The sequence below is a fragment of the Enterococcus sp. DIV0691 genome, assembly GCF_051711145.1.
Lineage (GTDB): Bacteria > Bacillota > Bacilli > Lactobacillales > Enterococcaceae > Enterococcus_B > Enterococcus_B hirae.
The window spans coordinates 696,128-715,053 of the sequence record NZ_JBIOLY010000001.1 but is presented as its reverse complement, the minus strand read 5'-3'; the positions used below and the strand labels follow the sequence as shown (position 1 = coordinate 715,053).

Annotated in this window: 23 protein-coding genes; 10 read left to right on the top strand and 13 right to left on the bottom strand. The window is 36.5% G+C overall.

Features of this window, described 5'->3' with window-relative positions; genetic code table 11:
* The first annotated feature begins 60 nt into the window (after window positions 1–60).
* From IGJ11_RS03230 to IGJ11_RS03220, 3 genes are all read left to right on the top strand, one after another.
* Window positions 61–165, top strand: coding sequence for a putative holin-like toxin (locus IGJ11_RS03230; protein ID WP_014834224.1), 105 nt, complete (start codon window positions 61–63; stop codon window positions 163–165).
* A 306-nt stretch (window positions 166–471) separates the two neighbouring features.
* Window positions 472–576 carry a putative holin-like toxin gene (locus IGJ11_RS03225; protein ID WP_014834224.1) on the top strand — a complete coding sequence of 35 codons (105 nt, stop codon included), beginning with the start codon at window positions 472–474 and terminating at the stop codon, window positions 574–576.
* 443 nt (window positions 577–1,019) lie between these two features.
* On the top strand, window positions 1,020–1,277 hold the full coding sequence (locus IGJ11_RS03220; RefSeq protein WP_010738287.1) for a hypothetical protein: 258 nt from the start codon (window positions 1,020–1,022) through the stop codon (window positions 1,275–1,277).
* Window positions 1,278–1,355: 78 nt separating this feature from the next.
* Here the strand turns inward: IGJ11_RS03220 and IGJ11_RS03215 are convergent, their stop codons facing one another.
* The 7 genes from IGJ11_RS03215 to IGJ11_RS03185 form a co-directional block, all read right to left on the bottom strand.
* Window positions 1,356–1,631: a hypothetical protein gene (locus IGJ11_RS03215; RefSeq protein WP_010719838.1), complete on the bottom strand. Its 276-nt coding sequence runs from the start codon at window positions 1,629–1,631 to the stop codon at window positions 1,356–1,358.
* Complete coding sequence (locus IGJ11_RS03210; RefSeq protein ID WP_207433062.1) at window positions 1,628–1,978, bottom strand: type II toxin-antitoxin system RelE family toxin; 351 nt, start codon at window positions 1,976–1,978, stop codon at window positions 1,628–1,630. Before IGJ11_RS03210 ends, IGJ11_RS03215 begins: the two co-directional genes overlap by 4 nt.
* Window positions 1,979–2,376: 398 nt before the next feature.
* Complete coding sequence (locus tag IGJ11_RS03205) at window positions 2,377–3,456, bottom strand: ABC transporter substrate-binding protein (RefSeq protein ID WP_053766139.1); 1,080 nt, start codon at window positions 3,454–3,456, stop codon at window positions 2,377–2,379.
* A complete protein-coding gene (locus IGJ11_RS03200; RefSeq protein WP_034699851.1) occupies window positions 3,453–4,280 on the bottom strand; it encodes an ABC transporter permease in 828 nt (275 codons plus the stop codon). Before IGJ11_RS03200 ends, IGJ11_RS03205 begins: the two co-directional genes overlap by 4 nt.
* A complete protein-coding gene (locus IGJ11_RS03195; protein ID WP_207433061.1) occupies window positions 4,280–5,086 on the bottom strand; it encodes an ABC transporter permease in 807 nt (268 codons plus the stop codon). The genes IGJ11_RS03200 and IGJ11_RS03195 overlap by 1 nt, the downstream gene beginning before the upstream one ends.
* A gap of 13 nt (window positions 5,087–5,099) precedes the next feature.
* Window positions 5,100–6,185: an ABC transporter ATP-binding protein gene (locus IGJ11_RS03190; protein WP_010719843.1), complete on the bottom strand. Its 1,086-nt coding sequence runs from the start codon at window positions 6,183–6,185 to the stop codon at window positions 5,100–5,102.
* A 17-nt stretch (window positions 6,186–6,202) separates the two neighbouring features.
* Window positions 6,203–6,745 (bottom strand): helix-turn-helix domain-containing protein, encoded by a 543-nt coding sequence (locus IGJ11_RS03185; RefSeq protein ID WP_010719844.1) that lies wholly within the window; start codon window positions 6,743–6,745, stop codon window positions 6,203–6,205.
* A 240-nt stretch (window positions 6,746–6,985) separates the two neighbouring features.
* On the opposite strand from IGJ11_RS03185, the gene IGJ11_RS03180 reads away from it, so the two are divergent.
* The 6 genes from IGJ11_RS03180 (at window position 6,986) to IGJ11_RS03155 (ending at window position 12,000) form a co-directional block, all read left to right on the top strand.
* Window positions 6,986–7,975 carry an acrylyl-CoA reductase family protein gene (locus IGJ11_RS03180; RefSeq protein ID WP_251849245.1) on the top strand — a complete coding sequence of 330 codons (990 nt, stop codon included), beginning with the start codon at window positions 6,986–6,988 and terminating at the stop codon, window positions 7,973–7,975.
* A complete protein-coding gene (locus tag IGJ11_RS03175) occupies window positions 7,972–8,718 on the top strand; it encodes a phosphopantothenate--cysteine ligase (protein ID WP_178286648.1) in 747 nt (248 codons plus the stop codon). Before IGJ11_RS03180 ends, IGJ11_RS03175 begins: the two co-directional genes overlap by 4 nt.
* An 85-nt stretch (window positions 8,719–8,803) precedes the next feature.
* Window positions 8,804–9,355, top strand: a complete 552-nt coding sequence (gene coaC, locus IGJ11_RS03170) for a phosphopantothenoylcysteine decarboxylase (RefSeq protein ID WP_010719847.1) — start codon at window positions 8,804–8,806, stop codon at window positions 9,353–9,355.
* Between the two features lie 16 nt (window positions 9,356–9,371).
* Window positions 9,372–10,004: an ECF transporter S component gene (locus tag IGJ11_RS03165; protein WP_010719848.1), complete on the top strand. Its 633-nt coding sequence runs from the start codon at window positions 9,372–9,374 to the stop codon at window positions 10,002–10,004.
* A gap of 361 nt (window positions 10,005–10,365) precedes the next feature.
* Window positions 10,366–11,013, top strand: a complete 648-nt coding sequence (locus tag IGJ11_RS03160) for an SDR family oxidoreductase (protein WP_010719849.1) — start codon at window positions 10,366–10,368, stop codon at window positions 11,011–11,013.
* Window positions 11,014–11,016: 3 nt separating this feature from the next.
* On the top strand, window positions 11,017–12,000 hold the full coding sequence (locus tag IGJ11_RS03155) for an NAD(P)H-quinone oxidoreductase (protein ID WP_207433055.1): 984 nt from the start codon (window positions 11,017–11,019) through the stop codon (window positions 11,998–12,000).
* A 103-nt stretch (window positions 12,001–12,103) separates the two neighbouring features.
* Here the strand turns inward: IGJ11_RS03155 and IGJ11_RS03150 are convergent, their stop codons facing one another.
* Both IGJ11_RS03150 and IGJ11_RS03145 read right to left on the bottom strand, forming a co-directional pair.
* Window positions 12,104–12,637, bottom strand: coding sequence for an isoprenylcysteine carboxyl methyltransferase family protein (locus IGJ11_RS03150; protein WP_034699792.1), 534 nt, complete (start codon window positions 12,635–12,637; stop codon window positions 12,104–12,106).
* 210 nt (window positions 12,638–12,847) lie between these two features.
* A complete protein-coding gene (locus IGJ11_RS03145) occupies window positions 12,848–14,359 on the bottom strand; it encodes a flavocytochrome c (RefSeq protein WP_010719853.1) in 1,512 nt (503 codons plus the stop codon).
* A 237-nt stretch (window positions 14,360–14,596) separates the two neighbouring features.
* On the opposite strand from IGJ11_RS03145, the gene IGJ11_RS03140 reads away from it, so the two are divergent.
* Entirely contained in the window at window positions 14,597–15,436 is an 840-nt protein-coding gene (locus IGJ11_RS03140) for a hypothetical protein (protein WP_207433053.1), read from the top strand.
* 220 nt (window positions 15,437–15,656) lie between these two features.
* Here the strand turns inward: IGJ11_RS03140 and IGJ11_RS03135 are convergent, their stop codons facing one another.
* From IGJ11_RS03135 to IGJ11_RS03120, 4 genes are all read right to left on the bottom strand, one after another.
* Window positions 15,657–15,962, bottom strand: a complete 306-nt coding sequence (locus IGJ11_RS03135; protein ID WP_010738298.1) for a bacteriocin immunity protein — start codon at window positions 15,960–15,962, stop codon at window positions 15,657–15,659.
* Window positions 15,963–16,243: 281 nt separating this feature from the next.
* Window positions 16,244–16,828 (bottom strand): GNAT family N-acetyltransferase, encoded by a 585-nt coding sequence (locus IGJ11_RS03130; RefSeq protein ID WP_010719856.1) that lies wholly within the window; start codon window positions 16,826–16,828, stop codon window positions 16,244–16,246.
* A 107-nt stretch (window positions 16,829–16,935) separates the two neighbouring features.
* Window positions 16,936–17,856 (bottom strand): UDP-N-acetylmuramate dehydrogenase, encoded by a 921-nt coding sequence (murB, locus tag IGJ11_RS03125; protein ID WP_207433049.1) that lies wholly within the window; start codon window positions 17,854–17,856, stop codon window positions 16,936–16,938.
* A 71-nt stretch (window positions 17,857–17,927) separates the two neighbouring features.
* Window positions 17,928–18,848 (bottom strand): Gfo/Idh/MocA family protein, encoded by a 921-nt coding sequence (locus tag IGJ11_RS03120; protein WP_207433040.1) that lies wholly within the window; start codon window positions 18,846–18,848, stop codon window positions 17,928–17,930.
* Window positions 18,849–18,926 lie beyond the last annotated feature (78 nt).

The window sequence follows — 18,926 nt, the reverse complement described above, 5'->3', positions numbered from 1 at the left end:
CTGAAAGCGAGGTGGTGCTTATGCACATAATCTCACACTTTAGAGAAAGGAGATGCCTTTTTGTCCGCATACGAGACAATTCAAACCATTCTTGGGTTTGGTATGTTTACCATTTCTTTGATTGGCTTGGTTGTATCTATGCTTAAACATGACAAAAAGAAATAGCCGTCACTTTAGCGAGAAGACTGGCTATTTCTTTTTGAAATACCATTGAATTCGCCACCGTCTTTAGCGGTGCTGTCAAAAGGGAACTGTTGACGCAGTTCCTTTTTTCGTATTTATTATAGCATACCTCTATTCTTCTATTCAATAAAAAACAAAAGAACGATTGTTTTTTTAAAGCAATGATCCCTAAGTCTATATGCTACGATCCTTTATGACAGTAAAGTTTAATGACGGTGGCTTTCCATTCTGAAAGCGAGGTGGTGCTTATGCACATAATCTCACACTTTAGAGAAAGGAGATGCCTTTTTGTCCGCATACGAGACAATTCAAACCATTCTTGGGTTTGGTATGTTTACCATTTCTTTGATTGGCTTGGTTGTATCTATGCTTAAACATGACAAAAAGAAATAGCCGTCACTTTAGCGAGAAGACTGGCTATTTCTTTTTGAAATACCATTGAATTCGCCACCGTCTTTAGCGGTGCTGTCAAAAGGGAACTGTTGACGCAGTTCCTTTTTGCACGATTATTATAGCATGACTCTATTCTTCTGTTCAATGTTAATTTCTAGCATCTTGATTAAAGATTAAAATTGACTTCTATCAATTCATATAAACACCAAAAATTCTGATATCAAGGCATTTTTGAGTAAATAGATTACTAGCAAACCCTAACTGATCACAGTAGTACGATAGTCAAAGAGGATATTTTTAACTAAATTGATTTATCGTATAGTGTGATAGAGGGAACTAGTTCTACTTACTTATGCAATAAAACATATATAAAGAGTTTTATTTGAAAAAAATATATTGACATTTTATACTTGAATTATCAAATAAAAAGGACGTGAAGATAAATGTCAAATTTAGAACATAAAGAAGAAAAAACTTTAGACAAAATTATTGCTACGGTTAATAAACTGGATAAAGAATTAGACGAACTTGATACGTTATCTGAAAATCCAGAAAAAAAACATAACCTAAAAAAATGGTTAGTTGAACGAAAAGCGATTCATGAAATTAAAAAAATCCTTCATGAAGCTGGTAAATATGAGAAATATGATGAAAAAGAACTTGATAAAGAATTTAAAGAAATTAATGATTTATTACAATAATTGATTTATACGACTCATTTTGAGTCGTTTTTTATTTATAATAAAGCATTCCTTTCAAGAAGATAAAACAAATGAGAGTCATTGTTTAAGTTTAGTTTGTATATAAAGTCTATAGCTATTTTTAAATTCAATATCTGCTATTTTCATTACTTTTTTCATTGCTTCATCTGAAGAGTCAAACTGGTACCTATTCTTTTCAAATCCATCTTCAACTATCGTGTATTGATCTTGGTCATAACAAATAAATACATAGCGATCTTTTTTGAATGTAAGAATTTTTAAAGCGAAACAGTTCTTTGACTTAAATGTTTTTTTCAAAAATTGTTTTAATTGCTTTTTATAAATCATGTTCATTTTATGGCACTTCTACTTTCTTCATCGACTAGCCATTGATTTTTGTTGAGTCGATTAACCAACTTATTTACTTCCTTATCAAATAAAAATTTTTTCAACGTTCGACTAATATAAAAAACTTGCACCTTTTTGCCATCTATTCTAAAAGCAATTCGAAAATCTTCCTTTCCTAAATGGATTTTCATTTCATAAATAGAGTATTTTGCAGATGAATGGACAGGTTTGATGCGATAAAAATTATGTGTCAAATACTCATTCACTTTATATACGATTATTTCTTGGTATTTTTTTGATTGATTCTCAGAAAATACATCGGAAAATTCCTTGCTGAACTCTACAGAGTACATAACTATACCTTCTTTGTTAGATGATTTATGTAAAGGATAGAATACAAATACAATAGAATGTCTCATACATCACAATATAATTATAGTTGATAAAACAACCTATTTCTATTCATATTCATTATATCAACTATAAAAAATAGCCACCAAAAGGCGACTGAAAAATAGGCTTTTATTTGTAAGTTACCTTACAGGCATTAGATTAACCCAACCAATGCCTATCAAAAACATATCATACTTGTTGCATCACTATTTCATCTATTTTTTCTGGTAGAAAAGATAAAATAACACAAAAAAAGCGCCTAAAAAGACGCTTTTGGTAGAAAATTGGAAAACTGAGTATCAGAAAGTACGTGAAATAGACTATTTTAAGCTTGATTTTTCCCCAATTTTATTGAGTCTTACCAGCTTTTCCGATACATCTTGAACTCTAAGAACAAGTCGTTATAGATTCCTAAGAATTTAGGTCCAAGGTCTTCATAAACTTCTAGATGAGAGATGGTTTCATCAGAGGGATAGAATTGTTCATCTTGGGAAATTTCTTTTGGTAAAAGAGCTTTCGCTTTTTTGTTAGGTGTTGAGTAGCCAATGTATTCAGCATTTTGGGCAGCATTTTCTGGTTTCAACATAAAGTTGATGAAATCATATGCGCCTTCTTTGTTTTTTGCTGTTTTCGGCATCACGATATTATCAAACCATAAATTCGAACCTTCTGAAGGGATCACATAATGAAGATGTTCATTTTCAGACATCATATCTGCTGCTTCTCCAGAAAAAGTTACAGCGACGGATGCTTCTTCATTGATCATATACATTTTGATTTCATCAGCTACGATTGCTTTGACATTAGGGGTTAGTTTGTTCAGTTTATCTGCAGCTGCATTCAATTGATCCATCTCTTTGCTGTTCAACGAATAGCCCAAACTGTTCAACGATAGCCCCATCACTTCTCTGGCACCATCGATCAACATCAAACTATCTCTTAATTTCGGTTTCCAAAGATCATTCCAGTGCTGGATTTCCTCTTTATTGAAAACTTTATCATTATATACGATCCCCAAGGTTCCCCAAAAGTATGGAATCGAATAGGTATTTTGGGGATCAAAGTCTAAATCCAAAAAGCGCTCATCAATGTTCGCTAATCCTTTGATCTTGGAATGGTCTAAAGGAAGCACTAATTTTTCTTTGATCATCTTTTGGATCATGTATTCACTAGGAATGGCTATATCATAATTTGTGCCACCTTGTTGGATCTTAGTAAACATGGCTTCATTGGAATCAAACGTTTCATAATTGACCTTATACCCATATTCTTTTTCAAATTTTGTGATCAAGCTAGGATCAACGTAATCGCCCCAATTATAGATCGTAACGATTTTTGCTCCACTCATTCCGCTTGCTTGTTCTAATTGCCGTACACCAAAGAGCAAGACCAAGATGATCACAACGATACCCACAAACAGTGATTGTAATTTTTTCATCGTAAGCGTGCGACCTCCTCACGTCCTCGGCGATTTTTTCTCAGTTTTTTGGAACGATTTTCTTTACTAATAAAATAATAACCGATCACTAAAACCATCGAAAATAGGAACACTAATGCACTTAACGCATTGATTTCTAAACTGATTCCTTGACGAGCACGAGAATAGATTTCTACTGACAACGTAGTGAATCCATTACCTGTCACGAAAAAGGTCACCGCAAAATCGTCTAATGAATAAGTAAATGCCATAAAGTAGCCTGCAATGATGCCAGGAGACAAGAATGGTAAAATAATATTTTTTACGACTTGAAAATTATTTGCACCTAGATCTCTAGCGGCATCAACCATCGAATCATTCATTTCTTGTAATTTAGGTAATACCATCAATACAACGATTGGGATACTAAAGGCAATATGAGAAAGCAAAACACTTTGGAAACCTAATCCAAAGCCTAAAAAAGTAAAGAAAATCAAGAAACTGGCACCAATAATTACATCTGGTGAAACTAATAAAATATTATTCATACTTAGTAATGTCGTTCTTGCTTGACGTTTTTTAGTATAGTAAATCCCCATTGCCCCAAACGTTCCGATAATCGTTGCGATCAGTGCCGATAAAAAAGCTAACATAAAGGTGTTCAATACAATAATGATCAATCGTGTATCTTCAAAAACTGCCTGATAATGGTCCCAAGTAAAACCGGTAAATTTGTTCATGGTACCACCGTCATTAAAGGAGTAGAAAATCAAATAAAAGATAGGCAAATATAATAGTAGAAAAACAATAAAGAGGTAAAGGTAAGACCACTTAAATTTTTTCATCATGCGCGGCCTCCCTTCTTCTTCTCACCTGTCAACAACATCACAATAAACATTGCAATAATCAAAATAACTCCGATCGTCGAACCCATCCCCCAATTTTGAGTCACGAGAAAATGTTGTTCAATTGCTGTTCCTAAAGTGATCACACGATTTCCACCAATCAGTCGTGTCAACATGAACAATGACAGTGAAGGAATAAACACTGCTTGAATCCCACTTTTTACACCATTCAATGACAATGGGAATACTACTCGGCGAAATGTTTCAAAATTATTTGCTCCTAGATCACGGCTAGCACTGATCAATGACGGATTCATTTCTTCCAATGCATTGAATATCGGCATAATCATAAATGGAATCTCGATATAAGTTGCCACAAATAAAAAACTAAAATCGGTAAACAAAATTTGTCTTGGAGCGATCCCTAAAAATTCAAAAAATTGATTCACACTTCCATGGATACTAAAAATACCAATAAACGCATAAGCTTTTAGTAATAAATTCACCCATGTTGGTAAGATGATCAGCATCAACCACAACTGTTTATGTTTTAATTTAGTTAAAAAATAAGCAGTCGGATAGCTGATGATTAATGTAAAAAAGGTGATCAAAAAGGCATACCAAACAGAATTTAACGCCATGAAAAGATTCGTTCTAGACGTCAAAAAAGTAGCATAATTATTTAAAGTAAAGTGTCCATTCATATCAAAAAAAGATTGGTAAATGATCATCAAAACTGGTGCAATCACGAATAGACCAAGCCAGAGTACATAAGGAACAGAGTAGATTCTACGCATTGTTTTCATTGACTATTCCTCCTTACTCTTCATAACTATCAAGTCGTGCATCAAATTCTTCTTCTGATTCATTAAAACGCATGACATGGATATCTTCTGGATCAAAGGCTAGACCAACTTTGCTACCCTCTTTTGCTTTTTTCGTTGAATGAACCGTCCATTCATTTTGTTGCTCATCGTAACAGACAATTTCATAGTGGACCCCACGAAACAGTTGCGTATCAACAGTCACAACCAGTTTTCCCTTATCAGGGGTAGTAATCGTTAAATCTTCAGGGCGCAAGACGACTTCAACTGGTTCATTGGGACGCATTCCACCATCAACACATTCAAATCGTTTGCCAACAAACTCTACAAGATTATCGTCGATCATCACACCATCAACGATATTGCTTTCACCCACAAAATCAGCCACAAAATGATTGATCGGTTCATCGTAGATATCGACAGGTGTTCCACTCTGCACGATTTTCCCCTTATTCATCACAAAGATTTCATCGCTCATTGCTAAAGCTTCTTCTTGGTCATGTGTCACAAAAATAAATGTAATTCCCAAACGTTGTTGCAACTCTCTTAATTCATACTGCATATCCGTTCGCAACTTTAGATCCAGCGCAGATAGAGGTTCGTCTAACAACAATACTTTAGGTTCATTAACGATAGCTCGCGCGATAGCCACACGTTGTCTTTGTCCACCAGACATTTCGCTAATTTCTCGATTTTCGTACCCAGGAAGTTGCACCATGCGAAGTGCATCTTTGACTTTTTTCTCAATATCGACTTTATTCATTTTTTTGATTTTCAATCCAAAAGCGACATTGTCGAATACATTCATATGAGGAAATAAGGCGTAATCTTGGAAAACCGTATTTACTTGCCGTTTATTAGCTGGCACATCATTTAATCGTTTTCCCTCAAAATACATTTCGCCTTCAGTAGCATCTGTGAAACCAGCAATAATTCGTAAAATCGTTGTTTTTCCACAACCCGAAGGACCTAGTAAGGTATAAAATTTCCCTTGTTCGATCTCAAAACTCACTTTCTTCAAAATCGTTTCATCATCATAGCGTTTGACCACCTGATCAAATGAAATAATTGGTTTTCCCACTTTTTAACCCCCTAAAATTACAAGTACGATTCAGTAGCGACAATCAATGCCCTCGTACGTTTTGATTGATGATTCTTCAATTGGTGGTGCTTTGTTGCTTGGTAATAGATCGATTGACCTGCTTTGGCAATATATCGTTCTTCACCTAAGCTTAACTCTAATTCCCCCTCTAACACAAAAATAAACGTTTCTGATAAAGAAGGTTCAAATAATTTATACTCTCCTGCTTCATTGAATGTCAGTAAAACAGGTTCCATTTCTTTTTCATTCGAATCAGAGACCAACCATTCAAGTTGATAACCATTTTCTTCATCTAAATAAACGGTATGATCTTCTTTAGAATAAACAACTTGTAGATTCACTGTTTCTTGATGAAAAAATTCTTCAGGAGAAACACCTAATACTTCAAGAATCGAAAAAAATGTTTCCATGGATGGCGAACTCAAGTCACGTTCTAATTGAGAGATATAGCCTTTTGATAAATCCGTACGTTCACCTAATTCTTCTTGTGTCAAATTTTTCTGGATACGTAAATTTCTTAACTTCTCACCTATTTCCATCTCATTCCTCCTCCATGAAGTTTTCTAATAGTAAACATCAAGTTTACTCTCACTCGTACTAGTATACAAATTTTGATCAAAAACACAACCCTTTTTATTTTAAATTTCAAGAAAAACATCTTTTTTATTTGAAAGAATAAGTTTCACTTTTTTTAGTCACTAATCATCAGCGAATCACCATAAAATAGATTGATTTATGGTATGATAAAAGAAAAATTTTGAGAGGAGTTCTGTTTTTACATGAATAAATTTAAAGCGTTTCAAGTAAATAATGTTCCGCATTTTCATACTTCGATCATTGACCAGGAAATGCCTCTTTTATCAGCGAACGAAGTGTTGGTCAAAGTTGCTTATTCTGATGTTAACTATAAAGATGCACTAGCTAGTAGTGAATCTGGTGGTGTCATCCGTTCTTATCCTATGACACCTGGGATTGATCTTTCAGGAACCGTTGTCGAAAGTCGAGATGAACGTTTCAAAACAGATGATTCTGTTCTCCTAACTGGTTATGGCTTGGGCGTCACTCAACCTGGAGGCTATAGCCAGTACCAGAAAGTTTCTGGTGATTGGTTGATCCCACTTCCGAAAACCTTGTCACTTCGTCAGGCAATGGTATTAGGAACTGCTGGCTTTACTGCACTTTTATGCGTGAACGCCCTCATATCAAAAGGGATGAAATCGAGTGACCGTATTGTTGTAACTGGAGCATCTGGAGGAGTAGGCAGTACTGCTGTAGCAATTTTAAAAAAAATGGGATTTACTTCGATCATCGCTCTTTCACGCAAAAAAGAATCGGTGGAATGGCTGAAAAAATTAGGGGCAAATGAAGTCCTATCCCCAAATGAATTTCTTCCTGAAAAGACAAAACCTTTAGGAAAGCAACAAATCGATTATGTCATTGATACGGTTGGTGGTGACTTATTGACCCAACTCCTTCCTTTGATCGCCTATGATGGTGCTGCGGCATTATGTGGAAATGCTGGAGGAATCAAATTGACCACTACTGTATTACCGTTTATTTTGCGCAATATCCAGTTGATCGGTATCGATTCAGTCAATGTTCCGCATGAAAAACGTTTCTCCTTATGGCAACAATTAGCTGATCTTGCTATTGCTGATGATCTTTTCGTTAAAGAAATCGCCTTGGAGGAATTGCCCAAAGTGATTCAAGGATTGTTAGCTGGGCAACATCAGGGAAGAACACTAGTTAATGTAGGTGAAATGAAATGAAGATATTGATTACGGCTGGTGGCACAAGCGAAAAAATTGATCAAGTCCGTTCAATCACAAATCATTCGACTGGGCAGTTAGGTAAAAAGATTGCTGAAACATTGGTAACTGATTCAACAGTAACGATCGACTATGTCACGACAAACAGTGCTGTCAAGCCAACGTCACAGGACAATATTCGCTTTCATCTAATCGAGTCCACTCAAGATTTATTTGAAACTTTGGAAAGATTACTGACAAGTGACTCTTATGATGCCATCATCCATAGTATGGCAGTGAGCGATTTCACTCCTGCTTTTAGCCTATCTGAAGAACAATTGTCACAGAGCATTGACCAAACACCGCTAACGCCAGAACACCTTTCTTCATGGTTCCGAGACCATGAAATAAATCCTAATAAAGCTGAAAAAATCTCTTCTGACACAGAACACTTGTTAATTGCCTTGAAAAAAACGCCTAAGATCATCGGCTATCTAAGAAAATGGCAACCAGAAGCAACCATCATCGGCTTTAAGTTATTAGTCGATGTTTCAAAAACAGAACTTTTAGCAGTCGCCAAAAAAAGCATCATGAAGAATCAGGTAGACTACATCCTCGCGAATGATCTGACACAAATCGACGGAACAAACCATCACGGCTATCTATTAGGGGCAGACGGAACAATCAAAGAAGCACAATCCAAGGAAGAAATTGCTAAATTATTAGCATCGGTTATAATAGAACCAGTTTCCTTTAACCAATGAAACGCTGAAAAGAATTCTCTGATTTATTTCTTAAAACACAAAAGTTAAGCTTGATTTTAGCAGGGAATGAAAGGAGTAAACAATTATGAAAAAAATTCTATTGGGGGTTACTGGCAGTATCTCTGCTTATAAAAGTGCGGATATTACCAACCAACTCGTGAAACTTGGCTACCAAGTAGACGTAATCATGACAGAAAGCAGCACTCACTTCATCACGCCACTTACGTTACAATCCTTATCAAAACGTGCCGTTCATACCGATGTCATGCAAGAAAAAGAACCTTCAGTGATTAATCACATCGAACTGGCAAAACAAGCAGACTTGTTCTTGATTGCTCCTGCTACGGCTAATATTATCGGTAAATTAGCAAATGGATTAGCAGATGATCTGCTCTCAACAGTTGCAATGGCACTCCCTGCAGATACTCCGAAGTTGATTGCTCCTGCAATGAATACAAATATGTATCAACATCCACTCAATCAAAGGAATTTAAATACGTTAAAATCAATCGGCTATCAAGAAATCGAGCCAAGAGAGTCGTTGTTGGCTTGTGGTGATTTTGGCAAAGGTGCTTTAGCTGATACCCAAATAATCATTGATCAAACGGTACAATTGATTAATGAAAGAAACGCTTAATATAAAAGGAGTCATTATGAAAAACACACGTACTTTTGCTTTGACTGCTATGTTTTTAGCAATCATGATTTTATTAGCGGTCACACCGCTTGGGTTTATTCCTATTGGTCCAATCAACGCTACGACCATGCATATCCCAGTGATCATTGCATCAATCGTTTTGGGCCCACGTTTAGGTGGCTTTCTAGGAGGGACATTCGGCTTGATTAGTATGATTCGTAGTACGGTCATTCAAACGCCTTTATCATTCGTCTTCTCCCCATTCATCCCAGTGATTGGCACAGACCACGGAAGTTTGAAAGCATTATTGATTGCTTTTATTCCAAGGATATTGATTGGTGTTGTTCCCTACTTTGTCTATAAAGGAATACTACGGCTAAGTAAAAACAAGTTTCAAGGTGTTTCTTTGTTTCTAGCAGGCTTAGCTGGTTCTTTCGTGAATACGATCCTAGTGATGAATATGATCTATTTCTTATTCCAACAAGATTATGCTCAAGTGGTCGGAAAAAGTATCCATGCGTTATATACTGCTATTTTAGCTGTTATCTTTACGAGTGGTGTTCCAGAAGGAATCATCGCTGGAATTGCTACAGTCGCTGTTGGTAGTGTCTTGCTTCGTTTGATGCATGCGACACCCCAACCTAAATAAGACAATTAGCTGATAGCGAACATGATCTTCTTTGAATCAAAACATCCATCCCAATTTTTGTTGAAATTGGTAGATGGATGTTTTTTACTTAAAAATCATCAATAGTATGAAAGCTTCTACTCCTTGGAGCAAGCCTGAATTTGTCCCATCTAAGTTCCCCATGCTGTTTATTATCCTATCCACGGCGTTCTCAGAGCTGACCTTCGGCAATAAGCCTGAATTTTTCAAAATATGTGAAGCTATTTTAAAAAATTCTTTCTTATTGTCTTCGGAGCTATCGATGCTTTCATAACCTCTTTCTCGCATTTTTTTTGTTTAGTGTTATGATTGATAGTGATTATTATAAGAAAGGATGATTAAAATGAAAATTTTTGTTGTAGGTGCTAATGGCCAAATTGGTCGGCATTTAATCAAAGACCTTGCAACTACTAGACATCAAGTGACAGCAGGTGTACGCGAGGTTGCAACACAATCTTTAGTAAAAAAAGATAATGTCACTTATGTTTCTTTCGATCTGACTTGGACAATTGAAGAAATGGCAGATGCTTTTAAAGGTTGTGATCTCGTTATTTTTGTTGCGGGTTCGCAAGGGAAAAACTTATTGCAGATCGACTTAGACGGTGCGATCAAGACAATGATAGCGGCCGAATCAGCACATGTTTCTCGCTACTTTATGATTAGTGCTGTTTTTGCCGAGGATCGCAGCAAATGGCCAGATTCTATGATTGATTACTACATTACGAAACATTATGCTGATGAGTGGCTGAAACAACAAACAACTTTAGATTATGTAATCATCCAGCCAGTGTCATTAACAAATGAAGAAGTTACTACAGTCCAACTGGCAAAACCAACAGAAGCCACTGCTAAAACCGTCTCTCGTCAAACGGTAGCTGCTGTTTTGACAGCTTTAGTGGAACAACCAACTATAACTAAAACAACGCTAGTACTATCTGAAGGAACGCAGGAAATTTCAACTGCGTTGCAACAAATAGTCGAGGAGGAATAAAAAATGCGAGCCATCACGATCAAACATCCCGGTTCTGCCGAAGTACTACAAGAGATCGATGCACCAAAACCAATAGCGGAAAAAGGACAATTACTCATAAAAGTTCACACAGCGGCAATCAATCGAACGGACATCATGCGTCGAGAAACAACGAATCAACAAACTCCTTACCCGATTCTTGGCGTAGAAGTAGCTGGAGAAGTGGTTGAAAACCGAAGTGATAACCCAACTTTTGTACCAGGTACAAGAGTATGTGGGTTAGTCAATTTAGGCGGTTATGCCGAGTACGCAGTGATGCCAGCTGACCGTGCAATTTTACTGCCCGATACATTGGATAATATTGCAGCGGCTGGTATTGCAGAAGTTTTTTTAACAGCTTACCAAACACTCTATTGGCTAGGAAATTTACAAGAAGGTGAAACTGTTTTGATCCACGCTGGAGCGAGCGGTGTGGGAACGGCAGCCATCCAACTAGCAAAACAACTTACTAAGGCAACCGTCATCGTCACTGCTGGTTCATCAGAAAAACTAGCTTTTTGTCAAAAACTTGGTGCAGATGAACAGATCAATTACAAAACACAGGATTTTTCAACCGAAGTAGCAAGAATTACCAATGGAAAAGGTGTCGACGTCATCTTAGATTTCATCGGGGCTTCTTATTGGGAGAAAAATTTAGCTTCTATTGCTATTGATGGACGTTGGGTATTGATCGGAATGTTAGGTGGAACAATTGTACCAGAGATTGATTTAGCTACCTTGATCACCAAACGAATCCAATTGATCGGCACTTTGTTGACTCCTCGAAGTGATCAGTACAAAGCTCAATTGACTCAAGAATTTATGCAAGTAGTTGGACCTTATCTAGCTGACCAACGAGTCAAACCAATTATTGATCGTACCTTTACATTGGCGCAAGTCCAAGAAGCTCATGAATATATGGAAGCGAATAAGAATATCGGAAAGATTATTTTGACGATAACAAAATAACCAACTTTTAAATGCAAATAGCAATCAAAAAATAAGCCGTAGAATCTCAAAAATAGGAGCAACTATTTTTGGATTCTACGGCTTTTTTTATTTAGCTAGTTTATTATGACTGCTTTATTTCTTTCTGTTTAATAGATGCAACTAATTGATTTTCCTTTTTTATTCGTAGATAGAGACAGAGACTATAAGGAAGAATAAAAATAATGAGTGTCACATAGGCGTGAAAAAGAAGCACGACTCCAATCAATTCAGGTAAAATATTTAAAAAATAATTGGGGTGCTTGACCCGTTGGAACAACCAATGTTCAATCAATTGATGATCTGGTTCAAAGATCAATTTCACTGACCAATATTTTCCTAATAATTTCATGACCCAAAAGAGCATGATAAACGAAAATAGGATGAGACAAAATCCAATCCAGCTGACCCAATTAATTTGTGTTTTTTGAATGCTTCCCTCAAAGAAAGCAGAAAAATAAAACAGCGTATGTAAGATAGCTAACCATTTTGTAGTTGTTTTTCCATACTCAATCGCTCCTTCATGTAATAATTGGTTCGCATGCTTACTTGAAATTTTTAATACATACAATCGTACGAATGCGATTATCAAAAAGAAATAATATAATTGTTGACTCATTCGTTTCACTCGTTTCTATTTTTATTTATTATCATCTGGAACGACCTGCAAAAGTCACTTATTTTCTATCAAATAATCATTTATTCAAAGTAAAGGAGTAGAACCATGATCGCATGTTCTTCACAGTTTGATAAAAGTATAGGAGAAAACTAACTTTTGAGATGCTAGTTTTCTCCTAATTGACCGTCCATTTACTTTATATTTACGTTCTTAATTTTCACTGACGAATTTTGCTGCCTGTTGTCCAGCTTGTCGTCCAAAGATAATAATTTCAGCAACTGAATTTCCACCAATCCGATTATTCCCGTGTAGCCCACCAGTTACTTCACCAGCAGCATACAAACCAGTGATCGGTTGATTTTCTTTATTCAATACTTCTGTCTTCGTATTGATTTTCACGCCACCCATTGTGTAGTGGATACCTGGTGCAATTTTGATCGCATAGTATTTAGGTTCTGTCAGCCCATTATCCATCGCTGTCGTCCGATTAAAAGCGTCATCCTTTTGAGCATCGACTGCTTTATTCCAGGATTCAAGTGTTTGAGCCAAATTGTCTGCAGGCACATTTACTTTTTCAGCTAATTCTGCCAGATCATCTCCTGAAGTCACGTAACCCTTTTGCTCATAGAAATCAATTGCTTTTGCTCGATCTCTTACTCCTTGATCAAAAATCAAATAAGCAGATTTTTCCGGTAAAGCTGTAATAGCTGCGGAAACTTTGTCTCTTGTATCTAATTCATTCACAAATCGTTGTCCTTCTTGGTTGACTAAAATAGCTCCCTCACCTCGAACAGCTTCACCAATCAAGACGCCTTCATCTTGTTGGACTGTTGGATGTATCTGGATTTTATCCATGTCAACCGTTTGACCACCTAATTTTTCAATCATCGTGATTCCATCACCAGTTGAGCCTACTTGGTTAGTAGTGACATAGCCTGCTAAATCAGGACGGTATTTTTCAATCACTTCTTGATTGGCACCATACCCGCCAGTTGTCACTACAATTGCGTTCCCTTTGATTTCCTTTGGCTCTTCGCCTTGGACTTGTACAGTCACCTCATTGACTTTACCACTATTTTCTTTGATATCAGTTACATCTGTATTCACAAAAATAGGAATTTTACGTTCATGTACATTTTTTAACAATCCGTCAACTAAGTAACCACCAATAGCTGAGCCATCTGAAGGACGGTGGGTTCTTTTTTCACTCATTCCCCCAGTAATTGTTAAATTATCCAATTTGATTCCATTTTGATCCAACCAATCAATCGCAGCGGCTGAATGATCAACGAAGTAGTGTAGTAATTCTTGATCATTGGTGCCACCTCCGCCTTTTAATGTTTCTTCGTAGAACGCTTCATTGGAGTCATTGATTCCGTCAGCTTGTTGGAATTTAGTGGCTGATGCATTCATTCCACTTGAGGATTTTAAGGTATTCCCACCTGCTACTGGCATTTTTTCAAAGATGACTGGGTTCAATCCAGCATCTTTTGCTTCAATCGCAGCTGTCATCCCTGCTCCACCTGCACCAACAATGATAATATCATAAGAATCTTTCATTTCAGCTGGGTTGGTATACGTTTGTTCCGATGCACCTGAAGATACCTCTGTTTTTTCAGATGATTTCGTGCTTGTCGTCGTTTTTTCTTTTGAATCTGCACTACAAGCTCCCATTGTTAAAACTGATGTAAAAACCACCAAACTTTTTAGCACTTTTTTCATTCTTTTCCTCCTAAATTTTAGTACTCCTTTATTTTAAGTGAAAAAATTCACAATTCCAACTATTTTTTTATTCTTTTTATCAATAAACAATGACTTTTTCATCTAGCATCTCTAGATAACTACTTTTGCTAATTTTTGTTGGCTGTTTTCTTATTCATTTAGGCGTTTTGGTACAAATAATTTTGGTTTGCGCTTTTACCCTAGTATAATCTTTACTATAGATAAAGGAGTTATTTTATGAACTATCTGAAAATGTTTTTTATGAATGGTACCAAAACCGCTGGAAGAATTACCCATGCGTTTTATATTCTTCTACGGGTCATCGTTACAGTAATGTTAGTCGATCAAATTTTTCAGCAAAATATGGGGAATACTTTTCTCTTATTGCTGACTCTAGTTTTATTTGAAATTCCTTATCTTCTAGAAAAAATGTTAAAGATCGAAATCCCGAATATGTTAGAAATCATTATTATTTCATTTATTTTTAGTTCAACTGTTTTAGGAGAATTAAGTGACTTCTACGGGTATTTCTCAATGTGGGATACTATCTTACATGCTTTAACTGGTTTTTTAGCTGGTGGGGTTGGTTTTTCACTTGTCTACTTACTGAACAAAAACACGAAAACAATGAATCTAACACCATTATTGTTAGCTATCGTTTCATTTTGTTTTTCAATGACAGTCGGTGTGATGTGGGAATTTGTTGAATTTTCAGCTGATCATATATTTCAACTGGACATGCAAAAAGATAGCCTTGTCCAACAAATCAATAGTGTGGAGTTAAGTAAAGATGGCAATACTGTCCACTCGATCCCTAATATCGAGCAAACCACCGTGGAATATAAAGATTCAGCTGGAAATACAGAAAAATATGTGATTTCTGGTGGTTATCTTGACATAGGGATTATTGACACGATGAAAGACCTATTCGTCAATTTTATTGGAGCCTTGACGTTTAGTATCTTTGGATATCTTTATAGTCAGAATGATTATCGGAAGTTTACTTTTATCCGTAACTTCATCCCCAGAAAAAAGAGAGAATCACGAACTGAAAGAAGAAAAGCATCTTCGAAATAAACAAAATTTTATCGTCAATTATTCTTTATGTGATCCTATCGATAACTTTAGAAACTAGTATAAGAAAAATTGTCTACTATTAAAAGCCTGGGACAAGAACGTCCTAAGCTTTTTTGATGAGTATAAAAACAAATAAAGTGTGTTCAGGAATTGTACTACTTACACTTATTAAAGAGATCAGATAAACCAGCTAGCAGTGGTTCCACGCTTCAGGGGATATTTATTGAAAAAATGGTCCAAAAGCGATAGGCGTCGAAGCTAATCCTCGACCTAATTCTTGTTCAAATCGCCCTATCGTAGAAATTTTTAAATAAAAAGCTGCGACTGGTGGTGTCAATTGACTCTTGATCGCTAAAGGGCGTAGTTGATATTCCAGATCTTTCATTACTCTTGGAAAATATTCTTGTTTTTCTAGTTTGTTTTTAGCCTCGATTAATGATACTCTTTCCCTTTCTTTGACTTCTTTATTAAGAATCAAGTCGTATAATTCTACTATAATTTGATTGATTTCTTCTGTTTTCTTCATGATATCGCTCCCTTTAATATCATTTGGCACATCTTTCTCAAAGCTTTAATAAATATTAAATGTATTATAGTCTAGATTTACCTCTTCAGGTCGTTCATTTCCTAAATAACTGTTTTCCATTCATAATTGTATCCTATAGTTATATATACATTCTTACATTTCAGCCTAAACCTATTTGAAATGAAACCAGTAGGTCGGAAAAAAGAAAGCCGAAATAACCATGATCACAGAAAATAGCTGATTCTACTTTCCATTATCACGGTTATTCCACAAAAAGAATGTTAGTCTTTTTTAGCTTTTATATTCAATTTTTCCAAAGTGTCCATTGCTAAGGGATACTCGCTATTCGGACGTCCATCAAAATTCTCAGCGATAATCGTAAACCCTAGCTTTTGGTATAGTTGAATGGCAGGATGACTCCAAGTTTGCGTATGCAGATACACTGGTCCATGAGATGCCAGCTTTTGGAAAATACGCAATACTTCGATCGTTAATGCTTTGGCAATCCCTTTTCCTTGATGCCTCGGATCTACTGCCAGCCAATGAAAAAGCGGATAGCTTCCATCCTTCCGTTTTTTGAACCAAGCGGTACAAGTCGCGATTTTTTCACCTGTATCAGTTACAACGAAAAGCATTCGTTGCTGAAGTTCTTCTTGATAAGGTAAAAAAGCTCTCTGAAAGTAAGCAAGTGCTTCTGTTTCTGTTGCGAACTCTCCGACTGATTGTTCGATTCTTGCCCATTCGGTTTCATCGCCTAGACGGTAGTACTCAAAATGATACCCAGTCGCTAAAGATTGCGTAGGGAGACTGTCACTTAATGGACGAGTCATCCAAATCTCGGCATAAGGAACATGTTTATCTAGCATGAGCTAACTTCCTTTCTAAACAGAATAGCTCTTTCTATCTGTTTTATCACAAAAGTTTGAACATCTCACTGTAGTCATTGATGGCTAGTTCATTCAACTAGCAATGGTTACATGCTTGCATCCACTGTTTTTGCTTCGCCAATGATCCGTACTTCTGTTTCCAAAGACACATCAAATTTTTCTTTGATCACTTCTTGGATATGCGCGATCAATTCTGTATAATCCGTAGCGGTCGCATGATCAATATTGACAATAAAGCCAGCATGTTTTTCAGAGATTTGAGCGCCACCCCATTTTAAGCCTTGTAATCCAGCTTCTTGGATCAATTGACCAGTAAAATGCCCCACAGGACGTTTGAATACACTCCCACAAGAAGGATATTCCAATGGTTGTTTCGATTGACGTAATTCAGTCAGCTCGTCCATCCGCCCTTTGATTACTTCATGCTCTCCTGCAGTTAATTGGAAACGTGCTTCTAAAACGACTGCATCCATTTCTTGGATTTTACTATGTCGATAAGAAAACGCCATTTCTTCGTTGGTTAGAGTTTTCAACGTACCATCCGCTAATAAAACATCCACTTCTGCTAATACGTCTTTGATTTCACCGCCATAGGCACCTGCATTCATATAAACAGCGCCTCCGATACTTCCAGGAATGCCACAAGCAAACTCAAACCCGGTTAAAGAAGTATCTAATGCCGCATAGGTCGTATCGATCAATTTTGCTCCAGCTTCAGCTGTGACCATCGTCCCAGAAACTAGGATTTGTTTCATCTCAGTCAACATGATCACCATGCCACGAATCCCACCATCTTGAACAATCAAATTACTGGCATTACCTAAAACCATCCAAGGTACATCATGGGTTCGGCAATAATCCACTACTTCTTTTACTTCATTTTGTGTTTTTGGGAAAACGAGAACATCCGCTGGACCGCCCGTTTTGGTAAACGTGTAATTCATCAATGGTTCATCAAACAATAGATTGAGTGCTGGTAAATTTTTAACTAAGTCTTCTTTATTCACTGAGGATTTTCCTTTCTATATCAAACATCCCCATTATTCTATCACGCTTAAAACAAACTTGCCAGTTTCCCTCACATTTGTTGTCTTGTATGTTTGCGTAGCATTTCTTCACAAAGTGCATGACTTTGCATGATCCCTTGTTGCTTCAATCCTTCCATTGAAGGTTTTTCTTTGCTAATCTCTGCGAAAAATGTTTGAACCATTGGCTCAAATCCGCGTTTGACTAACGTACTTTCCCAATCGCCAAATTTTTCTATTTCGATACCAGATGCTCGTTGGATCGTCATATCCGTTAATTCCGCCACTTCATAAGTACCACTTTTACTAGTGATCTGATAGTTCTCGCTATTTGCTCCACTTAAAAGATCCATTGTTAAAATTGCTGTTTGATGGGCTGTTTCCAATTGTAATACGGCAAATCCCAAAAATTCTTTTGTTTCACGGATCTGATATTTCGTACGCAAGATCGGTTCGTCCAAAAGATATACCGCCGTATCAACAAGATGTAAAAACAAATCATAGATCACAAATTCCGTTGTTTCCTGAGCGGCAATTCGATTTTTTTGTAACTGGATTAGCCGCTTCTCGGGGACTTGTTTCAAACGTTCGACCATTGGAGCAAAACGTCGATTGAATCCAACCATTAAGACAACTTGATTTTTATCTGCCAGTTCTTGTAATTCGTTGATTTCATTAAGGTCAACACTGAGTGGTTTATCGATATACACATGCACCTGATTTTCAAGACACTTTTTGGCTAATTCATAATGTACCTTTGTGGCTGCATGAATCATACAAGCCTTGATATCCTGAGACAGTAGTTCATCAATTGATTCATATAGATGGTCAAATCCATACATTTCATGGATTCGTTTTTTCGTTTCTTTGTTTCTAGTCGCAAAGTAGAAATCAATCTTTCCTTGATTTTTTGCATAAGTAGGTAAATACGCTTTTTCTGCAATATTACCCACACCAATCACACCAATTCGCATGTTCGTTCCTCCAATCCATTCATTACTCTTATCTTACACTATTTTTTAGTAAAATAAGGTACAATAGAACCACAAATG